This window comes from Streptomyces sp. PKA51, from assembly GCF_057552455.1.
The window spans coordinates 239,829-261,409 of the sequence record NZ_BAAJPZ010000007.1 but is presented as its reverse complement, the minus strand read 5'-3'; the positions used below and the strand labels follow the sequence as shown (position 1 = coordinate 261,409).

Genomic DNA, 21,581 nt, shown 5'->3' with positions numbered 1-21,581 from the left:
TCAATGTGCGCATGATGGGACACGCCGGTATGGCGGCCGTCGCCATACGCTTCCTGCGGTCGGAGGGGAACACCGCCCCGGTCGCCCCGTATCCCGCCCCGCGGGCCCGCCCGGTCCTGCGGGCCGTCGGACCGGACGAGCGTCCTCCACCGTCGCCGGAGGTGTTCCGCTCCGTTCTGGGTCACTTCGCCAGCGGCGTCACGGTGATCACGGCCCCCGGCGCGGAAGGGGAGCCTCCGGCCGGCTTCGCCTGTCAGTCGTTCTCGTCCCTCTCCCTCGACCCGCCGCTGGTCGTCTTCATGGTGGCCCGTACCTCCACGACGTGGCCCCGCATCGCCCGTGCGGGCGTCTTCTGCGTCAACATCCTGGGGTCCGGACACGGCACCCTGTGCAGGGGTTTCGCCGTCAGTGGCGCGCGAACTGCCGACAAGTTCGCCGGGGTTGCCTACGACCCCGCACCGGTGTCCGGCTCGCCGCGGCTGCGGGAGGTGCCGGCGTGGATCGACTGCGCGGTGCACGCGGTGCACACCGCCGGGGACCATCTGGTGGTCGTGGGGCGCGTGGTGGCACTGGGGGCGGACGAGGCCGCCGCGAGCGCCGGCCCGCTGCTCTTCCACCGCGGGGCCTTCGGCACGTTCGACGCCTTCGGCAGCTACGACGGATAACCGTTTCCGCTAGTGCTTCCCGTGCTTGTCCCTGCTGCCGCCCTTGCCGTGCTTGACGACCTTGGTGAGCACATAGCGCTTGCCCGAACCGGGCTTGCCGATCTCGTGGTAGATCCGCGGCTCGCGCTTCGTGCCGATGAGGCTCCAGTCGCGGGAGAGCTCGCACGCACTGATGCGCAGGGAGACGCCCTGGACGCGTCCGCTGTCCTTGACCGGCGTCCAAGTGCCCGAGCCGTCGCAGTCCCGGGCCCGGTCCTTGCCCGTGCCGTCCCAGGTGAAGTTGTCCAGGCCGTCGGCAACGGCGGCGCCGTCGTCGGTGAGCCGGACGGTGCCGCCCCGGCCGTCGCTCCAGGTGCCGGCGAGGTCCTGCTTGGTCAGCCGCGGCGGCTGGTACACGCTCACCAGGCCGGAGGCGTACGCTCCCGTGCCGAGGGCACCGACGACGAGCCAGGCGACCAGGCCGTCGCGCACGACGCGGCGGGTCACGCTGCCGGCGCGACCGGTGCGCACGCGGCGTGCCGCCGCCCGGCCGGCCAGCGCGGCGGGCAGCAGGACGACGGTGAGACCGCCCCACCAGATGAGGTAGTTGAGCGGGTTCGCGACGTTGTGACTGCCGAGCGCGGCCACCGCGCCGAAGAGAAGGACCACGGCCGCGGAGACCGCGGGCACGGCTGCCGCCGTCCACCAGGCGCGCTCCTCGCGGTAGCGGCGGCGGGCGGCCCGCCGGCCCAGCGTCAGCGCGGGCATCACGGCGGCCGCGGTGACGAAGCCGCTGATCAGAACGGTGAGAAGCAGGGCGGCCAGCGCGGCCACGGCGGCGAGCATCGGGGCCTTGGGCAGGCCGTCGTGCTCGCGCGCGAGCAGGACGAAGACCCCGGTGGTGAGGGCGACGACCGTCTCCGCGCACAGCGCCGCCATGGAGGCGCAGAACGCGGCACCGAAGCCGTCGTCGCGCGCCGGACGCTGCGACGCGGCACAGCACGGCGCGGACGTGGCGTCCGTCGCCCCGTCCGGTATCGCGTGCGGCTCAGCCTGCTGTGTCATATCAGCCCCTCTCACCATGAGAGATTCCCCCGAAGGCCGAGAGGTTGCGTCGGATCGGCCCAAGATTTCACCGATTCATCCCGCTTGGTCCGCATGAGGCTCGGGCGAGGTCCGGTCAGAGGCAGCAAGGAGGGACCAGGAAGGACGGACCCACCTCACACGGACATGCCCGGCCGCGCAAGACCTCCCGCCCGGAACGCACGACAGATCACAGGGCGGCCGTGAGCGGCTCACGATGCGGACCGATCGGGCCGAAGGAAAGGACGCCGCGCGCGACCCTACGGTTGTTCGCGTCGGCCACGGCCCGCTCGAAGTCCTCGACGGGGTAGACCTCGGTGACCAGCTCGTCGAGCAGCAGCCGTCCCTCCTCGTACAGCCGCGCGTAAAGGGCCACGTCGTGCTGGGGCCGCGAGGAGCCGTACCGGCAGCCGAGCACCGACTTGTCCATGTACAGGGACGCGACCGGGATCGCGGCCTCGGCCCCGGCGGGCGGCACGCCGAGCAGTACGGCTCGGCCGTGCCGGCCCAGCGCGTCCACCGCCTGCCGGACGAGCCCGGTGTCACCGACGCACTCGAAGGCGTGGTCGACCCCTGCAGAAACGATCCTGCGCACGGCGGCCGGCACCTCGTCGGCGGCGGAGACGTGGACGAAGTGGGTGGCCCCGAAGGTGCGCGCCACGGCCTCCTTCCCCGGGTTGGCGTCGGCGGCCACGACGACGGAGGCGCCGGCGAGCCGGGCCCCCTGCAGGACGTTGAGCCCGACGCCGCCGGCTCCGATGACCAGGACGGATTCGCCGTGGGCGACGCGTGCGCGGTTGAGGACCGCACCGACTCCGGTGACGACGCCGCACCCCAGAAGTGCGGCGGAGGCCGGCGGGATACCGGTCGGGATCCTGACGGCCTGGACGGCCGTGACCACGGTCCGCTCGGCGAAGGCCGAGGTGGACGCGAACTGGAAGAGGGACTCCCCGCGGAGGGAGAAGGGCCGGCCCGGCCGGCCGATGGAGGTCCGGCACATCGCCGGCCTGCCCAGCGCGCAGTCGGGGCAGGTGCCACAGCTCGCCAGGGTGGCCAGGGCGACATGATCGCCTGGTGAGACGTGAGTGACGCCGGGGCCCACACTGCGGACGATGCCGGTGCCCTCGTGTCCCAGGACCACGGGGACGGGGTGGGCGATGGTGCCGTCGATGACCGAGAGGTCGCTGTGGCACAGGCCGGCGGCCGTGACCTCGACCAGCACCTCGCCGGGCCCCGGGTCCCGGACGGCGAGGTCGTCCACGAACCGCGGGCGCTTGCCGTCGAAGATGACGCCTCTCATGGGGTGGTTGTCCTCTCGGCAGCGGCAGTTGGGCCGACGGGTGGGGGCGACGGTCAGGAGGGCCAGACAACCGACTGCAGTTCGCTGTACGCGGCGAGGCCGAAGGAACCGCCGTCGCGGCCGGTCCCGCTCTCCTTGAAACCGCCGAAGGGCGTCTCGGGGTGGCGCTGGGCGGTGTTGATGCCGACGTTGCCGCTGCGCAGCCGGGCGGCCAGGGCCCAGGCCCGGGCGGTGTCGCCGCTGAAGACGTAGTCGTACAGGCCGTACGCGGTGCCGTTGGCGATGCGGACGGCCTCGTCGTCGCTGTCGAAGGGCATGGCCACCACGACCGGGCCGAACAGCTCCTCGCGCGCGACGATCATCGACGGGGTGGCGTCGGCGATGAGCGTGGGGGCGACGTAGAAGCCGGGGCGGACGGGGGGACGGATGCCTCCCGTGACGATGCGGGCCCCTTCGGCACGGGCTGCGGCCACGTACGCCTCGACGCGATCGCGCTGCGCCGCCGAGATCAACGGGCCGACGATCGTGGAGTTATCCACAGGGTCCCCGACCGTCAGTGACTCGGCGTAGTGTTTCAACCCGGCGACGACCCGCTCGTACAGCGATCGATGGACGAGCACACGGGTCGGAGCCGTGCACACCTGCCCGCTGTGGAAGGACCAGACCGAACCGACCGCCCCGATCGCCGACCTGATCACCTTGTCGTCGGCGTCCTCGAGAATGACGGCCGCTCCCTTGCCGCCCAGCTCCATGAGGGTGCGCTTGAGCGACCTCCCCGCGGTTTCGGCGATCTTCTTTCCCACGGCAGAGGACCCGGTGAAGCTGACCATGTCCACACCGGGGTGGGCCACGAGTGCCTCCCCGGCCGCCGGGCCCGAACCGGTCACCACGTTGAACACCCCGTCGGGCAGCCCGGCCTCGCGCAGGATCGGGCCCAGTTCGAGGCAGCAGAGGGGATCCTGCGGGGCCGGCTTGGCCACGACCGTGTTGCCCATGGCCAGGGCCGGGGCGGCCTTGCCGGCGAGATTGACGATCGGGAAGTTGTAGGAGGTGATGCACGCGACGACACCCACGGGACGACGGACCGCCGCGGCGCCGAGCAGACCGCCCGGGGCGAGCGCGCTCGCCCCGACGGCCCGCGGGACCAGGGGGATGACGTCCGGTTCCACCGCGCCGCGCGCATAGCGCCGGAAGCGGTCCGCGGCGACCGGCACCTGCATCGTCGAGGCGACGCGCATCGTCGCGCCCGTCTCGGCCTGGAGAAGGGGCACGAGCTCCTTCCCGCGTTCCACCAGGAGATCAGCGATCCGGTCCAGTACGGCCGCGCGCTCGCGCCGAGCCGTACGGGACCAGCCGTCCTGCGCGGCCCGCGCGGCGGCCACGGCGTCGGCCACTTCGGCGGGAGTCGACTCCGGGGCCTCCCCGACGACCTCTTCGGTCGCCGGATTGACAACTGGATAATGCCCCTTTTCCGGCGCACGCCAGGCGCCGGCGATCCAGTGGCCGTACGCCGTCATGGCCGGGCCTCCTTCGGCAGGCCGAGCACGCGCTCGGCTATGAGGTTGCGCTGGATCTCGTCCGAGCCGCCGTAGACGGTGTCGGCTCGGCTGAAGAGGAACAGGTGTTGCAGGTCGTCGAGCCGGTACGGGCGGCCGGCGCGCCAGTCGTCCGGTCCCAGGGCGGCCGACGCGCCGCGCACCTGCATCGCCAGTTCACCGAGCCGCTTGTGCCAGGTGCCCCACAGCAGCTTGGCGACGCTGGGCGCCCCGGGGTCCGCGGCTTCCCCCAGGGTGCGCAGGGCGTTCCAGCGCATGACCTGAAGGTCGGCCCACTGCCGTACGAGCCGGTCCCGTACCACCGGCTCCGCTGCGGCTCCGGTCCGCAGGGCGAGGCGGATCACCCGGCCCAGCTCGGTCGCGAAACCGGCCTGCAGGGCGAGGGTGGCCACGCCGCGTTCCCGGGCGAGCAGGCTCATGGCGACCCGCCAGCCGGCGCCCTCGCCGCCCACGAGGTGCTCGGCCCGGGCCTTCGCGCCGTCGAAGAAGACCTCGTTGAACTCGGCGGCGCCCGTCAGTTGCCGGATGGGGCGGACCTCGATCCGGCCCGGCTGGTCCATCGGCACGAGGAGGAAGGAGAGACCGTGATGGCGCCGGGAACCCTCGGTGGTGCGGGCCAGCAGGAAACACCAGTCGGCCTCGTGGGCGTGGGAGGTCCACACCTTCTGCCCGCTGATCCGGTACGTGCGGCCGCCGTCGGCGGGAACGGCGGTGGTGCGCAGGGCGGCGAGGTCGGAGCCGGCACCGGGTTCGCTGTAGCCCTGGCACCAGATCTCCTCGCCCCGGGCGACGGCGGGCAGGAAGCGGGCGCATTGCGCATCGTCGCCGTGGGCGAGCAGGGTCGGCGCGAGGAGGTGCTCGCCCATGTGCCCCAGGCGCGGCGGGCCGCCCGCCCGGGCGTACTCCTCGGCCCACACGACCTGCCCGGTAGGGCTCGCCGTGCGGTTGCCGTACGTGCCGCGTGCGGTGCTCCAGCCGAGGCCGATCCAGCCGTCCGCACCCAGTTCCCGTTCCCAGGCACGGCCGGCGAGCCGGGGTGTGCCGTCCGCGAGGTGTTCGGTCAGCCAGGCGCGGGCGCGGTGGCGCAGTTCCTCGTCCTCGGGACCGAATGCGAAGTCCATGCTGTGCGCCTTTCCTCGTGGCGGCGCCGTGTCCTTCAGGCGTTGGGCCGCCGGCCGGCGGCGGCAGCGTCGGCCATGGCCTGCACCTGGCCGAGCAGCGGCATGGGGTCGGTGCCGACGGTGCCCGGGAAGAGATCCGCGATGCGCTGGGGCGTCCAGGGCTCCTCGGCGTAGGCGGCGCGCACCTCCCGCGGCTGTGCCCACAGGGCGATCTTCCGTCCGGCGACGGTGTAGACCTGCCCGGTGATGCCCGCGTGGCGGGCGTGGTCACTGAGAAGGTAGACCACGAAGGCGGCCACGTCCTCGGGGTCGCCGAGGTCCTTGAGCTCCATGGGGACGTTGGCGGACATCCTGGTGCGGGCCACCGGGGCCACGCAGTTGGCGGTGACGCCGTACTTGGCGAGGCCGAGGGCGGCGCTGCGGACGAGGGAGATGACTCCGCCCTTGGCGGCGGCGTAGTTGGCCTGGGCGACGCTTCCTTGGTGATTGCCGCTGGTGAAGCCGATGAGCGTGCCGCTGCCCTGCCGGCGCATCACGCCGGAGGCGGCGCGGAAGACGGTGAAGGTGCCCTTGAGGTGGGTGGCGAGGACCGAGTCCCACTCCTCCTCGGTCATATTGAAGATCATGCGCTCGCGCAGGATGCCGGCGCCGCACACGACGCCGTCGAGCCGGCCGTAGCGGGCGAGCGCGGTGTCGACGATCCGCTGCCCGCCGGTCATGGTCGACACGTCGTCCGCGACGGCGGTGGCCTCCCCGCCCGCCGCCTCGATCTCCTTGGCCACGGCGGTGGCGATCTCGCTCGTGGGTTCGTCGCCGGCGACGGAGACGCCGTAGTCGTTCACCACGACCTTGGCGCCCTCGGCGGCGCAGGCCAGGGCGACGGCCCTGCCGATGCCCCGCCCGGCGCCGGTGACCGCGACCACCTTGTCGTTGAGGAAGTTCGCCACGGCACTGCCCCTTCCCGCAGTTCCTGACGGTCCGTTAGATTTTTGGGCAGCGCGGGCACGAGCACAAGACCCGGCACCGCACCCTCCGCGGGGATGCGCGGCCGCGATCGGGAGGGGAACCCATGCCGCTGCCGAGCGAGTTCCACGAGCTGGCCAAGCGCGTGAACAACTGGGGGCGCTGGGGCCGGGAGGACGAGATCGGAACCCTCAACCTCATCACGGACGCCGTCGTACGCGAGGCGGCGGCGACCGTCATCAGCGGGCGCCGCATCCCGCTGGCGCTGCCCCTGCAGCAGGACGGGGTGCAGACGGGAGTCATTCCGGGCCGCGTCAACCCGCTGCACACGATGGTGGCCATCAATGCCGAGATCTTCGGCCCGGGGACCGTCGCCACCAGCGACGACGTCGTCACCATGGGCCTGCAGGCGGGCACCCACTGGGACGGGCTCGCGCACGTCTCCCACAGCGGGCGGCTGTACAACGGCCGTCCGGCGGACTCGGTGACCGCCCAAGGCCGCGCCGCGTTCAGCGGCGTGGAGAAGGCCGGCCACATCGTCTCGCGGGGCGTCCTGCTCGACGTGGCCCGCGCCCTGGGGGTGGACCGGCTCGACGGCGGGCACGCAGTGACGCCGCAGGATCTGGAAGCCGCGGAGGAGCTTGCCGGGGTCCGGGTGCGATCCGGCGACATCGTGCTGGTGCGCACTGGCCAGATCCAGCTCTACCTCGGCGGCGACAAGCAGGCGTACGCCTATCCCTCGCCCGGCTTTTCGATCCGCGCACCCCAATGGTTCCACGCCCGCGACGTCGCCGCCGTCGCCAACGACACCCTGACCTTCGAGATCTTCCCGCCGGAGATCGAGAACCTGTGGATGCCGGTGCACGCCCTGGACCTGGTGGAGATGGGCATGCCGCAGGGCCAGAACTGGAACCTGGAGGCGCTGTCGGAGACCTGCGCCGAGCAACGGCGTTACGCGTTCCTGCTGGCAGCGATGCCGGAACCGTTCGTGGGCGGGACGGGCACGCCGGTGGCACCGGTCGCCGTCCTGTGAGCACGGGCACGCGACGCCGAGCCGGTACGGGCATCAGAGCGCGGCAGGCGAAGAGACGGGCGGGCGGCGGCGCACCGATGCGCACCCCGAGCACGGCACCTGTGCGCCGCCACCCAGCTCCGGCGCCTTAAGCCCTGTCGTCGCGCCGGCCGCGACCCGCACTCGCCAAGGCAGCCCCGCACAGCCGGGCCTCTCGACGTCCCCTCGCAGCGAATCGCTGCATCCAAGGGTGATCACCCGAACACTTCACGTCAACACCTGGTCTGGACTTTGTCGACTACGCCCGATTTGTCGCGGCGTGTTGTGGCTCGAAAGCACCAGTCCAGCAGGCGGCGCGGCGGTCCACCTCGCACCAGATGCGCTTGCCGGCCCCGTCCCGCTGCCAACCCCAGCGGTCGGCGAGACCGTCGACGAGCTCCAGCCCCCTGCCGCCGGTGTCCTCGCCCTCGGCGTGCCGGCGCCTGGGCGGGCGGGCACTGGCGTCGGCCACCTCGACCCGCACCGGACCGGCGCCGGGCAGGAGCATCCGCAGGACCGCCGGACACCCCGTGTGCACCACGGCATTGGTGACCAGCTCCGAGATCAGCAGGATCAGCGTCTCGGCCAGGGGCTCGTCGGCCCCTATGCCCGATCCCGCGAGCCGCGACCGCGCCCACCTGCGAGCCCGCCCCACTTCCGCGGGATCGGCCCCGACCTCCATCTGCACCTGAAGCACCTGCACCGCTCACACCACCCGAACCGGCGGACCCAACGCCTCACGCCTCGACGAGATCACGGTCAGTGACCCCCCGTCGACACAGCATGGTTGACGTACGGTTACCTCAACAAGCGCTTCCGGCATATTCCGACGCAACGGCGTATGCGTCCGGCATACTGTGCGGCGCACATGATGAGGGGTCGAACATCGAGGCGCCCTCCGCCTCGGAACGCACTGCGCGAAGGACACTCCCGCACCGACTGTCACCACTGTGGCGACACCGTTTTTATTGCGCCTCTGAACCACTCGCACCTCACGGAGAGTACCCGAGAGGTGCAACGACTCCACACAGTGACGAGTTACTGGAAAAAATCCACGAGATATCGACGCTGAGTGACCAGCGATCGGGTCAAGAGCGGCAATTCACTCACATCCTTCACAAGGCATCATTTGGGTCATTCGCGATTTCCTGCCCGCAATTCCCGGCCTCGGCGAGGAGCTCACCGGCCAGCCGCTCCTCGGCGTCCCGGGCCGACTGCCATTGGACGGCCCGCAGCCAGGCCCGTTTCAGGTACGGATGGACGTCCGCCTCCCAGGTGAACCCGATACCGCCATGCAGTTGCAAACAGTCACGGGCATTGCGGACAGCGGCCTCGTCAGCGAGCAATTTGGCTGCAGCAACCTCACCATGAGTAGTGGTCAGGGCGGCCGCATAGACGCTACTGCGTGCGATTTCCGTACGCACGAGCATCTGTGCGCACAGGTGCTGCACGGCTTGGAAGGCGCCGACAGGGCGCCCGAACTGTCGCCTGCGCGTCACATGGGTGACCGCCATCTCCAGGGTCCTGGCCGCATTGCCCAGTTGGAGCGCCGCGGTGAGCAGGGCTGCTTCCGCCCTCGTACGGGCCGGATCCCCGGCCACTTCCACGGCCGGCGCCCCCGGGCCCGGCAGGGGGCGCTCCACCAGGTGCAAAGGGGTCGTCGGATCGACGGAGTGCAGCGGCCGCGCGGAAAGCACCCCCGGTCCCCTCCCGTCTGCGGTCGGCAGCACCCGGACCGCGGCGTCGTCGAGGAGCAGGACGGCGTCGGCTGCGGCAAGGTGTTCGACCGTTCCGGAGCCGTCGGGTGCCGTCACGACGGCTCGTCCCTCGGCCGCACCGGGCACCAGCCCGGCTGCCAGTTGCGTGGCCACCAGGGGGCCGGGCAGAAGGCAGCGCCCCGCCTCCTCCAGGACGAGGACGGCCTCCACAAGCCCCAGGCCGGCCCCGCCAGCAGCCGCCGGCAGCCGCAGGGAGAAGAAGCCGGCCTCGCCCAACTGCTGCCACAGGGCCCGGTCCGGTCCGTCCTGCGGTGCAGCGGTGTCCACGGCTGCGCGCAGCCGTTCGCGGGGGAACCGGGCCGCCAGCAGGGCCCGGGCGGCCGACTGCACGGAGCGCTGGTCGTCGTTCAGCCGGAAGTGCAAGGCCGCTCACCGTCCCCGGGGCAGGCCGAGGACGCGCTCGGCGATGATGTTCTGCTGGATCTGCGAGGTGCCCGCGGCGATGGTGTAGGAGAGGGACGACAGCCGTCCCGCCGTCCACTCGTGCCCGGCGTCCAGCGCCCGGGGACCGAGCACCTCGGCAGCCGCGTCGTACAGCTCCTGGCGCGCCTGCGAGTAGCGCAGCTTGAAGACGGAGCCGCCCACTCCCGGTGCCCCGCTGCCGCCCTGCCGCAGACTCGCCTCGGCCTCGCTGACGTTCCACTGCACCAGGCGCCACAGGGCGGAGAACTCGGCGTTGAGCCTGCCCAGCCTGCGCCGCAGGACGGCGTCCTGCCACCGGCCGTTGCCGTGTGCTTCCCGGGCGAGCCGGGCCAGGGTCCGCCGGCAGGCGACCACCTCGCCGGCGAACGCGGTGCCGCGCTCGAAGGCGAGGGTGACCATGCACACGCGCCAGCCGTCGTTCTCGGCGCCCACCCGGTTGGCGACGGGCACCCGCACCCCGTCGAGGAAGACCTCGGCGAACTCGGCCGTCCCCGTGAGGGTGCGCAGCGGGCGGACGGTGATGCCGGGGGCGTCCATCGGCATCACCAGCCAGGACAGGCCCTTGTGACCGGGGGCGTCCGGGTCGGTGCGCACCAGCAGTTCGCACCAGTCGGCCACCTGGGCGTGGGAGGTCCACACCTTGTTGCCGGTGACGACGTACGCGTCGCCGTCGCGCACCGCTCGCGTGCGCAGGGAGGCGAGGTCCGAGCCGGCCTCGGGTTCGGAGAAGCCCTGGCACCACACCTCCTCGCCGCGCAGGATCGGTGGCAGCCAGCGCGCCTTCTGCGCGGCCGTGCCCTCGGCGGCGAGGGTGGGGCCGGCGTGGAGCAGCCCGACGAAGTTCGCTCCGACATAGGGGGCGCCGGCTCGTTCGGTCTCCTCCAGGAAGATCAGGTGCCGGGTGGGTCCGGCACCGCCGCCGCCCGCGTCGGCCGGCCAGTGCAGTCCGGCGTACCCCGCGTCGTACAACGTCCGCTGCCAGGCGCAGTCGTAGGCGCGGCGGGCGGGCCAGTCGGCCGGGTCCGGCGGGGCGGGCAGGGTGGGCAGCGTCTCGCGCAGCCAGCGCCGCAGCCGCGCCCGGAACGCCTCCTCCTGTGGGGTGCCGGTGAGGTCCACGGCACTCAGGTCCCCGCGCCGTCGGGGCCGCGGTCGAGGTCGAGGCCGAGCATGCGGATGGCGTTGCCGCGCAGGATCTTGTGGACGGTGACGTCGTCGAGGCCGCGGACGTGGTCGAGGGCGACCTGGCGGGTGTGGGGCCAGGTGGAGTCGACGTGGGGGTAGTCGGTCTCGAAGGTGGCGTTGTCGCGTCCGACGGCATCCAGTGAGGCGACGCCGTGCTTGTCGCGGAAGAAGCAGCAGAAGACCTGGCGGTAGTAGTAGCTGGAGGGTGGTTCGGGCACCAGGTCGCGCACCCCGCCCCAGGCCCGGTGCTCGCGCCAGACGTCGTCGGCGCGCTCCAGGGCGTAGGGGATCCAGCCCATCTGTCCCTCGCTGTAGGCGAGCTTGAGGCGGGGGAAGCGGACGAGGACGCCGCTGAAGAGGAAGTCGGCGAGCGAGGCCATGGCGTTGTTGAAGGACAGCGTGGCCTGCACGGCAGGAGGTGCGTCGGGGGAGGCGGCCGGCATCTGCGAGGAGGAGCCGATGTGCATGCACACCACCGTGCCGGTGTCCTGGCAGGCGGCGAAGAAGGGATCCCAGTAGCCGGTGTGGATGCTGGGCAGACCCAGGTGGGTGGGCAGCTCGCTGAAGGTGACCGCGCGCACCCCCCGCGCGGCGTTGCGCTCGATCTCCGCCACCGCCAGGCGGACGTCCCACAGCGGGATCAGGCACAGGGGGATCAGCCGGCCGCCGCTGTCGCCGCACCACTCCTGGACCATCCAGTCGTTGTAGGCGCGCACGCAGGCGAGCGCGACCTCCTTGTCCGCGGCCTCGGCGAAGGTCTGCCCGCAGAACCGCGGGAACGTCGGGAAGCACAACGACGCCTCCACGTGTCCCACGTCCATGTCCTTCAGGCGCTCGCCCGGGTCCCAGCAGCCGGGGCGCATGTCCGCGCGGGTGATGCCCTCCAGCGTCATCGCGTCCCGGTCGAAGCCCACCGCCGCGATCACCCGCTTGTACGGGAACAGGCTCCCCTCGTACTGCCACCAGTCCGTGGGCTCGCCCTCCGGGTCGGTGGTGAAGCGGTAGCGGCCCCCCACATATGCGAGCTCGCCGATTCCGGCGGTCAGCGGTTTCGGCCCCCGCTCGCGGTACTTGGCCGGCAGCCAGGTGGCGAAGAGATGCGCCGGTTCGATGACGTGGTCGTCGACGCTGATGATGCGCGGCAGGTCCATGAGCACACCTCGAAATCTGACGTTCCGTCAGTTAATGCGGAGGCTAGCCCGCGCCCCCTGGACCGGCAAGGCGCGACGACCTACGCTCCACGACATTACTGACGCTCCATCAGGTTCGGGACCGACGTCTTGGGGGTCGCCGTGCAGCGCGTCATCACCGCCGGGGAGCCCGCCGGGGACCTCGACCGCTCCCCCACCCTGTGGGAACTCCTGACCCGGCGTGCCGCCCTCACCCCGGACGCGCCCGCCTTCGTCCAGGCGGACTCCCCTGCCGCCGACGGCCCGGCCGGCGACCGGCGGATCACCTTCGGCGCCCTGCGCACCCGGGCCGAGGCGGTCGCCGCCTGGCTGTACATGCTGGGCGTGCGAGAGGGCAGCCGGTTCGTCTGGCAGCTGCCCACCCGCATCGAGACCGTCGTCCTCAGCTTCGCGCTGACGCGGCTCGGGGCGATCCAGTCGCCCCTCGTCCCCGCCTGCCGCGACCGCGAGGCCGGGCACGCGCTGCGGGCGACGGGTGCCGCTTTCCTCGCGGTGCCCGGGGTGCTGCGCGGCTTCGACCACACGGCGATGGCCCGCCGCCTGGCCCGCACCCTGCCCGTGCCCCCGCTCGTCGTGACCGCCTACGACGCCCTGCCGGAGGCGGACCCCGCGCCGCTGCCGCCCCCGCCCGCCGACGGCACGGAGGTGCGCTGGGTCCACTGGACCTCCGGCACCACGGCCGACCCCAAAGGCGTCCTGCACTCCGACCGGAGCCTGATCGCCGCCGGGGCCCACCTCGCCGACGCGCTCGGCACGACGGCCACCGACGTCGGGTCCATGGCCTTCCCGTACGCCCACGTGGCGGGCCCGGACTACACGGTCATGGCGCTGCTGCGCGGCTTCCCGGTGGTGCTCTTCGAGCATTTCTCGCTGCCCGGGTCGCTGGGCGCCTACCGTCGCCACGGGGTGACGCTGGCCGGCGGCTCCACCGCGTTCTACTCGATGTTCCTTGCCGAGCAGCGCAAGGAACCCGGCCGCCGGATCATCCCCACCCTCAGAATGCTGGCGGGCGGCGGAGCGCCCAGGCCGCCGCAGCTGTACGGCGAGGTGGTCCGCGAGCTGGGGTGCCGGCTCCTGCACGGCTACGGCATGACCGAGGCCCCCACCATCACCATGGGCCGCCCGGACGACCCGCAGGAGCGGCTGGCCGGCACCGAGGGCCGGCCGCCGCGGTCCGGCATGGAGATCCGCATCGCCGCGCCGGACGGCACCCCGGCACCCGCCGGCACCGACGGGGAGGTGTGCCTGCGCGGGGACGCCGTGTGCCGGGGCTACCTCGACCCCGCCCACACGGCCGAGGCGTTCGACGCCGACGGCTTCCTGCACACCGGCGACCGCGGGCACCTCACCGACGACGGTTTCCTCGTTCTGACCGGGCGCCTGAAGGACGTCATCATCCGCAAAGGAGAGAACGTCTCCGCGCAGGAGGTCGAACAACTCCTCCACCGCCACCCGGGCGTCGGGGACTGCGCCGTCATCGGCCTGCCGGACGCCGAACGCGGCGAGCGCGTGTGCGCCGTCGTCCAGCAGCCGGCCGGGGCCCGGCCGCTGACCCTCCAGGACGTCACGGCCCACCTGCGCGCCGCCGGGCTGGCCGTCCACAAGCTGCCCGAGCAGCTGGAGATCGTCGAGGAGTTGCCGCGCAGCGAGACCCTGCGCAAGGTGCTCAAGCAGCCGCTGCGCGAGCGGTTCTCGGCTCAGCCGCCGGCGCGGTAGCTGGAGCGGGCCTGCTCGAAGAAGGTGTCCACCGAGCGCTGTTCGTCGATCGGCCCGCGCACCTGGATGATGTGGTAGCGGTCCCCCATCAGCACGGCCGCGTTGCGCACGTACACCTGACGGCCACTGCTGTCGTTCCAGTTGAACGCGCCCTCGGCCGCCGCCGTCGTGCCGACGTCGACGCGCTTGAGGCCCGAGGCTCCCGACCACGAGGACGAGCGGTAGGGGGCCAGCTCCGGCTCCTTGTCCTGCTGGTAGGCCATGGGGTCGCGGCCGAACTCCGCCGCCTTGTCCCTGCCCGGCACCACGATCAGCTCGTAGTCGCCGCCGACGTAGACGACCTGTCCGCGCTCGTTGGCGCCGCGGCGCTGCCAGTCCCGGGCGACGGAGACGGAGAAGCCCTCCGGGTCCGTGCGCAGGCCGAAGCCCTTGGCCGGGGCGCCGGCCGCCGCGCCGCCCGCGGACGCCTGGTCGAAGGTGTCCGCCGCGGCGCTGCTCCCCGGCGCCGCGCTCACGGCACCGGCCGAGCCCGTACGGTCGGTCGGCGCCCGGTCGGCACTGTCGTCCGCGCGCGGCATGAACAGCAGGGCGTAGACGACGGCGCCGATGAGCGTGAGCAGGATGAGGCCCACGAGCAGCCGGCCGAGGCGGTAGGGGGCCGGGGCGGTGCGCACGTCCTCCTGGCGCAGGTGACCGGTGGTCTCCGCAGGACCGTGCTCCGCCTCGCGCACGGTGCGCTTGTGGCGCCCGTGCGCCACGGTCCGGCCGGCGGTCCCGGCCGGGGCCCGGCCGCGGCGGCGCCGGACGAGCTCGCCGCGGCGCCGCACGACCGGCAGCCGGCGCGCCTCGGCCGCGGGCGCGCCGATCGAGGGCACCGTGACCGTACGGCTCCCCAGGTCGGGCTCGGGGGCCGAGCGGATCAGGGAGCGCAGCCAGCCGCGCAGTTCCTCGAAGTCGGGGCGCTCCGCCGGGTCCTTGCGCATGAGGGACTCCACGACGGGCCGCAGTGCGCCGCACTCCTCGGCGTACGCGGGCGGCTCGGCGCACACGACCTGGACGAGCTCGGCCGTGCTGTCCTCCGGGTAGGGGGCGTGCCCCTGCACGGCGCGGAAGAGCAGGGCTCCCAGCGCCCACAGGTCGGCGGCGGGACCGACGGGCGGGGCGAGCTGCCAGTTCTCCTGCACGGGCCAGGCCTGTTCGGGCGCCCAGCGCTCGGTGACGGCGCCCACGACCAGCATGCGGGCCTGGCGGGCCCGTTCGGCGGCGAGGGCGTCGGCCGGTCCGGCCGGCAGGTCCCAGCCGCCCCGGGCCGCCGTCCCGGGCGACGTGCCCGGCTGCGGGGCGGCGTCCTTGCGGCCCGGCTCCGGCGCCGGGCCGGGCAGCAGGGCGTCCGGCCGGCCCGGTGGGGTGCTCTCGGGCGCGGGGGCGGTGCCGCTGGCGGCGCTGCCGCCGCCCCAGGTCGAGGCCCCGGTGGCCGGTGCGGCTCCGGCCCGTGCCGCCGCCTTCGCGGCGGCGGCACGGGCGGCCGCGTGATAGGCGGCGATGGCCCCGGACCGCACGGCGCGGGGGTCGAGCCCGCCGGTGCGCGCGGTCCCGCCGGCGGGTCCCTGGTCGCGGTAGGCCGGCCCGCCCTGCCGCGGCACGGCGGCAGCCCCGCCGCCGGCCGTCGCGCCGGCCGTCCCGCCATGGTTCCCCGCCGGGCTCGGAGGTGCCGCGGTCGCCTGCGGCGTGCGGGGGCGGGGGACGGGGTCGTAGCCGCAGAGGGCCTCCTCGGCCGCGCCCGCGGCCAGACCGGTGAGGATGGCGCGGCCGTCGTCGCAGATGAGGACGGTGCGGGCGGTGATGTTGCGGTGTGTCCAGCCCTGGTTGTGCAGGGTCCGCAAGGCCGTCAGGACGTCTGCGGCCACCTCGGCCGCCCGGTGCGGGCTCAAAGTGCGCTCGGCGAGCACGGCGGCCAGCGGGCGCGCGGAGACCAGTTCGCTGACGACCCAGAGGCTGCCGGCCTCGGCGAAGACGTGGAAGACCTGGTCGAGCCGGGGGTGGTCGGGGATCTGCGCGGCGGCGGTGGCGGCCGTCAGGGCCCGGCGCACCGCGGGGTCGTCGGCGCCCCGGCCCCGGCGCGCGCCACGGCGCGGGGTGTCCTCGCCCACGACCTCCGCGTCGACGACCTCCGGCAGCGGTACCTGCCGGACGAGGACCTCCTGGCCGCTGTAGGTGTCGAAGGCTCTCGTCTCGACGAACTCGTACGCATCGGACGGGGGCTGCGGCAGACGGTAGCGGTCGGCGAGCACCCGGCCCGCGTAGTCGTCCACGACGCCTCCCCGATCGTGCGATCCCCTCGTGCCCACCGTGCGGCCCGGCACTGCCCCGAACGACCGTCAAAGGCGTTCGGCGCGCAACGCTTTGACGGACGCCTCGCGGTCCCGTACGGATGCGTACGGTCCCCGGTCCTTCACGATACGTGCCGGACCGGCCCCTCAGGGCCCGTACGGCTCAGTACGTCCCGGCCGGGCCGCCGGCGGCCGGAGTGCCCGGGGTGGTCAGCACGTGCGCGGCCTTCTTGTGCGGCGCGGGGGAGCCGCCCTTGTCGTCGTCCTTGCCGCCGCTCAGGGAGATGGCGAGCACGGTGCCGATGACGACGAGCACGACGACGACCGCCGCCGCGAGCAGGACCTTGCGCGGGACGACGTCGGTGAGGGAGGCCCGGCCGTACGTCGTGCCGCCGCGCAGGCCACGGGCGCCCCGGGCGCCGGCGGCGACGCTGCCCACGCGCAGCTTCACGGGCTGCCCGGACTCCTCCGAGCGGGCGGACGACGCGCTCACCGCGTCGATGTCCTGCAGGGGCCGGAAGGCGCCGCGGTGGCGCTGGCCGGTGCCGGTGCCGGAGCGCGCGGCGGAGCCGGCGGCGCCCGTGCGCCCGGCCGGGCCGGCCGCCGTGGAGGAACCCGCCCCGCCCTGCGGCAGGGAGGGCGCGGAGGACGGCGTGCGCTGCGTGCGCTCCCCGCCGGACTCCCGCTTGCCCGCCTTCACCGGGGCGGCGGACGCGCCGCCCGCGGCGCGGGCCGGCTTGTCCGGTATCGACGGTATGGCGATCGCCTGCGTCGCCTCCAGGTCCGGGTCGCGCTTCGGCTTCTTCGCCAGGTACTCGTCGGGGGCGTTGACCGCGTCCGTCAGCAGGGCGCGGGCACCGGCCTCGTCCAGGCGCTTGTGGGCGTCCTTGGCCAGCAGGCCGTACATGACCTCGGCCAGCGGCCCGGCGTTCTTCGGCGGGCCCAGCGGCTCGGTCATCACGGCGGTCAGGGTCGCTATGGCCGACCCCTTGTCGTACGGCGGCGCGCCCTCGACGGCCGCGTAGAGCAGGCCGCCCAGCGACCACAGGTCGGCCGGCGGGCCCGGCTTCTGGCCGCGGGCGCGCTCGGGGGAGATGTAGGAGGGGGCGCCCACCAGCATGCCGGTGGAGGTGACGGAGGGGTCGCCCTCGACCTGGGCGATGCCGAAGTCGGTGAGGACGACCCGGCCGTCGTCGGCGATGAGCACGTTGGACGGCTTCACGTCGCGGTGCAGGATGCCCTCGCGGTGGGCGGCGCGCAGCACGTCGAGGACGGCGAGGCCGACTTCGGCGGCTCTGCGCCAGTGCAGCGGGCCGTCCTCGCGGATGACGTCGGCGAGCGAGCGGCCCTCGATGAGCTCCATGACGATCCACGGCCGGTCGTCCTCGTGGACGACGTCGTAGACCGTGACGGCGCCGGCGCTGCGGATGCGGGCGATGGCCTTGGCCTCGCGCAGCGTGCGCGTGATGAGGCGTCGCTTCTCGTCCTCGTCGATGTTGGCCGGAAAACGCAGCTCCTTCACCGCGACGACCCGGCCCAGGGTCTCGTCCGTGGCACGCCAGACGGTGCCCATGCCACCACGCCCGAGGACGCCTCCGAGGCGATAACGCCCGGCGAGGAGGCGCCCTGTCGTGCCCTGCGTCTGCTCCGCCTCCGACATGCGTCCCCTCTGGCAATCAGCTCTGCGACCAACCGACCCTGGCAGAGCGACCATTGTCTCTCATCCGCGGACCGGTGGAAGGCCAGGGTCCGAGAGCCCCGGTGACGAGTGCATGCCGAGGGGCACGGTGGCGCCTCCGCGGCTCCCTTTGTGAGGACTTCCTTCCGGAACGTCCGGTTCCCGTTGCTGCCGCCCTGTCACAAGACGGTCACCGGCAGCCCTTACGCGCCACTCACACCGGCTGGATGTCCGGCGCCCCCAGCCGGGCCGCGTCCGCCGTCAGGTCGTCCGGCTGGCGCTGCGACTCGCGTTCGGCCTCCACACGCTTCTCGTAGTGCTCGACCTCCCTGTCGACCTGGGACGCGTCCCAGCCCAGCACCGGCGCGATGAGCTCGGCGACCTCGCGGGCGCAGCGCGTGCCGCGGTCGAAGGTCTCGATCGAGATCCGCGTGCGCCGGGTCAGCACGTCGTCCAGGTGCCGCGCCCCCTCGTGCGAGGCCGCGTAGACGACCTCCGCCCGCAGGTAGTCGTCGGCACCCGTCAGCGGTTCGCCCAGCGACGGATCGGCGGTGACGTAGGCGAGCACCTCGTCGACCAGCGACCCGTAGCGGTTGAGCAGGTGTTCGACGCGGGCCACGTGCAGGCCCGTGCGCACCGCGAGGCGTGCCCGGCCGTTCCACAGGGCCCGGTAGCCCTCGGCGCCCACGAGCGGCACGTCCTCGGTGACGCAGTCGGCGACCCGCTGGGAGAGCCCGTGCACGGCTTCGTCCACGGCGTCCTTGGCCATCACGCGGTACGTGGTGTACTTGCCGCCCGCCACGACCACCAGCCCCGGCACCGGGTGGGCGACCGTGTGCTCGCGCGAGAGCTTGCTCGTCGCGTCCGACTCGCCGGCCAGTAGCGGGCGCAGGCCCGCGTAGACGCCCTGCACGTCGTCGCGGGTGAGCGGCACGCCCAGCACCGAGTTGACGTGTTCGAGCAGGTAGTCGATGTCGGCGCTGGAGGCGGCCGGGTGGGCCTTGTCCAGGTCCCAGTCGGTGTCCGTCGTACCGATGATCCAGTGCCTGCCCCAGGGGATGACGAAGAGCACGCTCTTCTCGGTACGCAGGATCAGCCCGCTGGTGGAGTGGATGCGGTCCTTGGGCACCACCAGATGGATGCCCTTGGACGCCCGTACGTGGAACTGCCCGCGCTCGGCGATGAGCTGCTGGGTGTCGTCCGTCCACACGCCCGTGGCGTTGACGACCTGCCGGGCACGGATCTCGAACTCGCCGCCCTGTTCGAGGTCGCGCACGCGGGCGCCGACCACCCGCTCGCCCTCGCGCAGGAAGCCCACCACCCGCGCGCGGTTGGCGGCATCGGCGCCGTAGGCGGCGGCGGTGCGCACGAGGGTGGTGACGTAGCGGGCGTCGTCCATCTGCGCGTCGTAGTACTGCAGGGCGCCCACCAGGGCGTCCTTGCGCAGGCAGGGCGCCACCCGCAGCGCCTTGCGGCGGCTGAGGTGGCGGTGCACCGGCAGCCCGCGGCCGTGCCCGGACGACAGCGACATCGCGTCGTACAGCGCCACGCCCGAGCCGGCGTACAGGCGCTCCCATCCTCTGTGCTGCAGCGGGTAGAGGAAGGGCACCGGCTTGACCAGGTGCGGGGCCAGGCGCTGCAGCAGCAGGCCGCGCTCCTTGAGCGCCTCGCGCACCAGGGCGAAGTCGAGCATCTCCAGGTAGCGCAGGCCGCCGTGGATGAGCTTGCTGGAGCGGCTGGAGGTGCCCGCGGCCCAGTCCCGCGCCTCGACGAGGCCGGTCGCGAGCCCGCGGGTGGCCGCGTCCAGCGCGGTCCCGGCGCCCACGACGCCGCCGCCGACCACCAGGATGTCCAGTTCCCGCTCCGCCATCCGGGCGAGCGCCTCGCCGCGCTCGGCCGGCCCGAGTGTCGCTGTCCTCACCACTGCCTCCCGCCTGGCCGCTTCCGCGTACCCGCCGCGCGGGCGAGTACCCGTCCTCTCTTCGATGCTGCCCCAGATCGGCCGCCCGGGCCGTGCGCGAGCCGCCGGCCGGGGCCCCGGACACCACACCCGGCACACCTGGGCAATACCGGATATCAGTCATATATCCGCCTAACCTGATGTAACGGCCGAGCCCCGCCGGACGTCCCCCTTCCGGGAAGGACCGCATCGCCCCATGCCCGTCGCCATGCCCGCAGACCTCGCCGTCATCGGCCTAGGCCACCTCGGCCTCCCGCTCGCCCGGGCCGCGACCGACGCCGCCATCCCCACCGTCGGATACGACACCGACGCCCGCACGGTCGCCGAGCTGCGCGCGGGCCGGGTGCCCTCCGGCGGCGCCGACGGCTTCACGGCGGGTGTCGTGCGCCGCATGGTCGCCGCCGGCTTCCGCGCCACCACCGAGGACGCCGAGCTCGGCAGGGTCCGCACGGCCGTGATCTGCGCACCGACCCGGCTGGGCGAGGACCGGGCACTGGATCTCGGCGCCGTCGGCGACGCCGCCCGCGCCCTGGCGCCCCGGCTGCGGCCGAACACCACTGTTGTTCTGGAATCCACCGTCTACCCGGGCGCCACGGAGGAATACCTGCGTCCCATCCTCGAAAACGGCTCCGGGCTGCGCGCCGGCCGCGACTTCCACCTGGCCTACTCCCCCGGCCGCCTGGACCCGGGCAACCGCCGCCACGGCCTGGCCAACACCCCCAAGGTCATCGGCGGCCTGACCCCCGCCTGCACCGAGGCCGCCGCCGCCTTCTACGGGCGGATCTGCGAAAAGGTCGTCCGGGCCCGCGGCCCGCGCGAGGCGGAGGCCGTCAAGATGCTGGAGAGCAACTACCGGCACGTCAACATCGCGCTGGCGAACGAGATGGCCGTCTTCTGCCACGACATCGGCGTCGACCTGTGGGACGTCCTGCGCTGCGCCGAGACCAAGCCGTTCGGCTTCCAGGCCTTCCGCCCCGGCCCGGGCGTCGGCGGCCACGGCGTGCCCATCGACCCCGGCGCCCTGCCCTCGTACCGCAGCCGCGGCCTCGGCGACCCGCTGCGCCTGGTGGAAATGGCCCAGGAGATCAACGGGCGCATGCCGCGCTACGTCATCCAGCGCTGCGCCGCGCTCCTCAACGAGCACGGCAAGTCCGTGCGCGGCGCCCGCGTCCTGCTGCTGGGCGTCAGCTACAAGCCCGACGTCGCCGACCAGGAGGGCTCGCCGGCCCACGAGATCGCGGTCCGGCTGATGAAGATGGGCGCCCTGCTGAGCTACCACGACCCCTACGCCGCCCACTGGCACGTGCTGGACCGGCCCGTGCCGCGGGCGGACTGCCTCTACGAGGCCGCGGCCGAGGCCGACCTGACGGTGCTTCTGCAGCACCACCGCACGTACGACCTGCAGGGGCTCGCGGTCAAGGCCCAGCTGCTGCTGGACACCCGGGGCGCGAGCCCCGCCGGCTCGGCGCACCGCCTGTAGCGCGACCGCGCCGGCAGGCGCCTATGCGGCTGCCGCCGCGTGGGTGCGACACGGCCCCCCCGCCTGCGGGCGCGTCGTGGCTTGTCGCGCTGTTCCCCGCGCCCCTGACGGGGCGCCCCGTCAGGG

At 73.4% G+C, this 21,581-nt stretch carries 15 protein-coding genes and 1 pseudogene; 4 read left to right on the top strand and 12 right to left on the bottom strand.

Annotation, left to right across the window (positions count from 1 at the left end):
• The first annotated feature begins 11 nt into the window (after window positions 1–11).
• Complete coding sequence (locus AC27L3_RS14370; protein WP_487234387.1) at window positions 12–665, top strand: flavin reductase family protein; 654 nt, start codon at window positions 12–14, stop codon at window positions 663–665.
• Window positions 666–674: 9 nt separating this feature from the next.
• Here the strand turns inward: AC27L3_RS14370 and AC27L3_RS14365 are convergent, their stop codons facing one another.
• From AC27L3_RS14365 to AC27L3_RS14345, 5 genes are all read right to left on the bottom strand, one after another.
• Complete coding sequence (locus AC27L3_RS14365; RefSeq protein ID WP_487234386.1) at window positions 675–1,709, bottom strand: hypothetical protein; 1,035 nt, start codon at window positions 1,707–1,709, stop codon at window positions 675–677.
• A 208-nt stretch (window positions 1,710–1,917) separates the two neighbouring features.
• Complete coding sequence (locus tag AC27L3_RS14360; protein ID WP_487234385.1) at window positions 1,918–3,027, bottom strand: alcohol dehydrogenase catalytic domain-containing protein; 1,110 nt, start codon at window positions 3,025–3,027, stop codon at window positions 1,918–1,920.
• 53 nt (window positions 3,028–3,080) lie between these two features.
• The gene (locus AC27L3_RS14355) at window positions 3,081–4,544 is read right to left on the bottom strand and encodes an aldehyde dehydrogenase family protein (RefSeq protein ID WP_487234384.1); all 1,464 of its coding nucleotides are present in this window, start codon (window positions 4,542–4,544) and stop codon (window positions 3,081–3,083) included.
• Entirely contained in the window at window positions 4,541–5,704 is a 1,164-nt protein-coding gene (locus AC27L3_RS14350; protein ID WP_487234383.1) for an acyl-CoA dehydrogenase family protein, read from the bottom strand. Before AC27L3_RS14350 ends, AC27L3_RS14355 begins: the two co-directional genes overlap by 4 nt.
• A 35-nt stretch (window positions 5,705–5,739) precedes the next feature.
• Window positions 5,740–6,651, bottom strand: a complete 912-nt coding sequence (locus tag AC27L3_RS14345; protein WP_487234382.1) for an SDR family oxidoreductase — start codon at window positions 6,649–6,651, stop codon at window positions 5,740–5,742.
• Between the two features lie 122 nt (window positions 6,652–6,773).
• On the opposite strand from AC27L3_RS14345, the gene AC27L3_RS14340 reads away from it, so the two are divergent.
• On the top strand, window positions 6,774–7,700 hold the full coding sequence (locus AC27L3_RS14340; RefSeq protein ID WP_487234381.1) for a cyclase family protein: 927 nt from the start codon (window positions 6,774–6,776) through the stop codon (window positions 7,698–7,700).
• Window positions 7,701–7,977: 277 nt separating this feature from the next.
• Here the strand turns inward: AC27L3_RS14340 and AC27L3_RS14335 are convergent, their stop codons facing one another.
• The 4 genes from AC27L3_RS14335 to AC27L3_RS14320 all read right to left on the bottom strand — a co-directional run bounded on the left by AC27L3_RS14335 (window position 7,978) and on the right by AC27L3_RS14320 (window position 12,252).
• Window positions 7,978–8,421 (bottom strand): ATP-binding protein, encoded by a 444-nt coding sequence (locus AC27L3_RS14335; RefSeq protein ID WP_487234380.1) that lies wholly within the window; start codon window positions 8,419–8,421, stop codon window positions 7,978–7,980.
• A 412-nt stretch (window positions 8,422–8,833) separates the two neighbouring features.
• Window positions 8,834–9,859 carry an acyl-CoA dehydrogenase family protein gene (locus AC27L3_RS14330; protein WP_487234379.1) on the bottom strand — a complete coding sequence of 342 codons (1,026 nt, stop codon included), beginning with the start codon at window positions 9,857–9,859 and terminating at the stop codon, window positions 8,834–8,836.
• A gap of 6 nt (window positions 9,860–9,865) precedes the next feature.
• Window positions 9,866–11,035: an acyl-CoA dehydrogenase family protein gene (locus AC27L3_RS14325; protein ID WP_487234378.1), complete on the bottom strand. Its 1,170-nt coding sequence runs from the start codon at window positions 11,033–11,035 to the stop codon at window positions 9,866–9,868.
• A gap of 5 nt (window positions 11,036–11,040) precedes the next feature.
• Window positions 11,041–12,252 carry an amidohydrolase family protein gene (locus tag AC27L3_RS14320; protein ID WP_487234377.1) on the bottom strand — a complete coding sequence of 404 codons (1,212 nt, stop codon included), beginning with the start codon at window positions 12,250–12,252 and terminating at the stop codon, window positions 11,041–11,043.
• 141 nt (window positions 12,253–12,393) lie between these two features.
• On the opposite strand from AC27L3_RS14320, the gene AC27L3_RS14315 reads away from it, so the two are divergent.
• Entirely contained in the window at window positions 12,394–14,007 is a 1,614-nt protein-coding gene (locus tag AC27L3_RS14315; RefSeq protein ID WP_487234376.1) for a class I adenylate-forming enzyme family protein, read from the top strand.
• On the opposite strand, the gene AC27L3_RS14310 is transcribed toward AC27L3_RS14315, so the two are convergent.
• From AC27L3_RS14310 to AC27L3_RS14300, 3 genes and pseudogenes are all read right to left on the bottom strand, one after another.
• Window positions 13,989–16,319, bottom strand: coding sequence for a protein kinase (locus AC27L3_RS14310; RefSeq protein ID WP_487234375.1), 2,331 nt, complete (start codon window positions 16,317–16,319; stop codon window positions 13,989–13,991). The genes AC27L3_RS14315 and AC27L3_RS14310 overlap by 19 nt on opposite strands.
• A gap of 190 nt (window positions 16,320–16,509) precedes the next feature.
• Window positions 16,510–17,997 (bottom strand): annotated as a pseudogene (locus tag AC27L3_RS14305) (serine/threonine-protein kinase); the annotation flags it as partial.
• Window positions 17,998–18,229: 232 nt separating this feature from the next.
• On the bottom strand, window positions 18,230–19,936 hold the full coding sequence (locus tag AC27L3_RS14300) for a glycerol-3-phosphate dehydrogenase/oxidase (RefSeq protein WP_487234374.1): 1,707 nt from the start codon (window positions 19,934–19,936) through the stop codon (window positions 18,230–18,232).
• 247 nt (window positions 19,937–20,183) lie between these two features.
• On the opposite strand from AC27L3_RS14300, the gene AC27L3_RS14295 reads away from it, so the two are divergent.
• Window positions 20,184–21,455 carry a nucleotide sugar dehydrogenase gene (locus tag AC27L3_RS14295; RefSeq protein ID WP_487234409.1) on the top strand — a complete coding sequence of 424 codons (1,272 nt, stop codon included), beginning with the start codon at window positions 20,184–20,186 and terminating at the stop codon, window positions 21,453–21,455.
• Window positions 21,456–21,581 lie beyond the last annotated feature (126 nt).

What these genes read in the sequence shown, in the direction of transcription:
- AC27L3_RS14320 (WP_487234377.1), bottom strand. Translation starts at nt 12,252, where the DNA reads ATGGACCTGCCGCGCATCATCAGCGTCGACGACCACGTCATCGAACCG.
- AC27L3_RS14340 (WP_487234381.1), top strand. Translation starts at nt 6,774, where the DNA reads ATGCCGCTGCCGAGCGAGTTCCACGAGCTGGCCAAGCGCGTGAACAAC.
- AC27L3_RS14370 (WP_487234387.1), top strand. Translation starts at nt 12, where the DNA reads ATGATGGGACACGCCGGTATGGCGGCCGTCGCCATACGCTTCCTGCGG.
- AC27L3_RS14350 (WP_487234383.1), bottom strand. Translation starts at nt 5,704, where the DNA reads ATGGACTTCGCATTCGGTCCCGAGGACGAGGAACTGCGCCACCGCGCC.
- AC27L3_RS14360 (WP_487234385.1), bottom strand. Translation starts at nt 3,027, where the DNA reads ATGAGAGGCGTCATCTTCGACGGCAAGCGCCCGCGGTTCGTGGACGAC.
- AC27L3_RS14365 (WP_487234386.1), bottom strand. Translation starts at nt 1,709, where the DNA reads ATGACACAGCAGGCTGAGCCGCACGCGATACCGGACGGGGCGACGGAC.
- AC27L3_RS14295 (WP_487234409.1), top strand. Translation starts at nt 20,184, where the DNA reads ATGCCCGCAGACCTCGCCGTCATCGGCCTAGGCCACCTCGGCCTCCCG.
- AC27L3_RS14355 (WP_487234384.1), bottom strand. Translation starts at nt 4,544, where the DNA reads ATGACGGCGTACGGCCACTGGATCGCCGGCGCCTGGCGTGCGCCGGAA.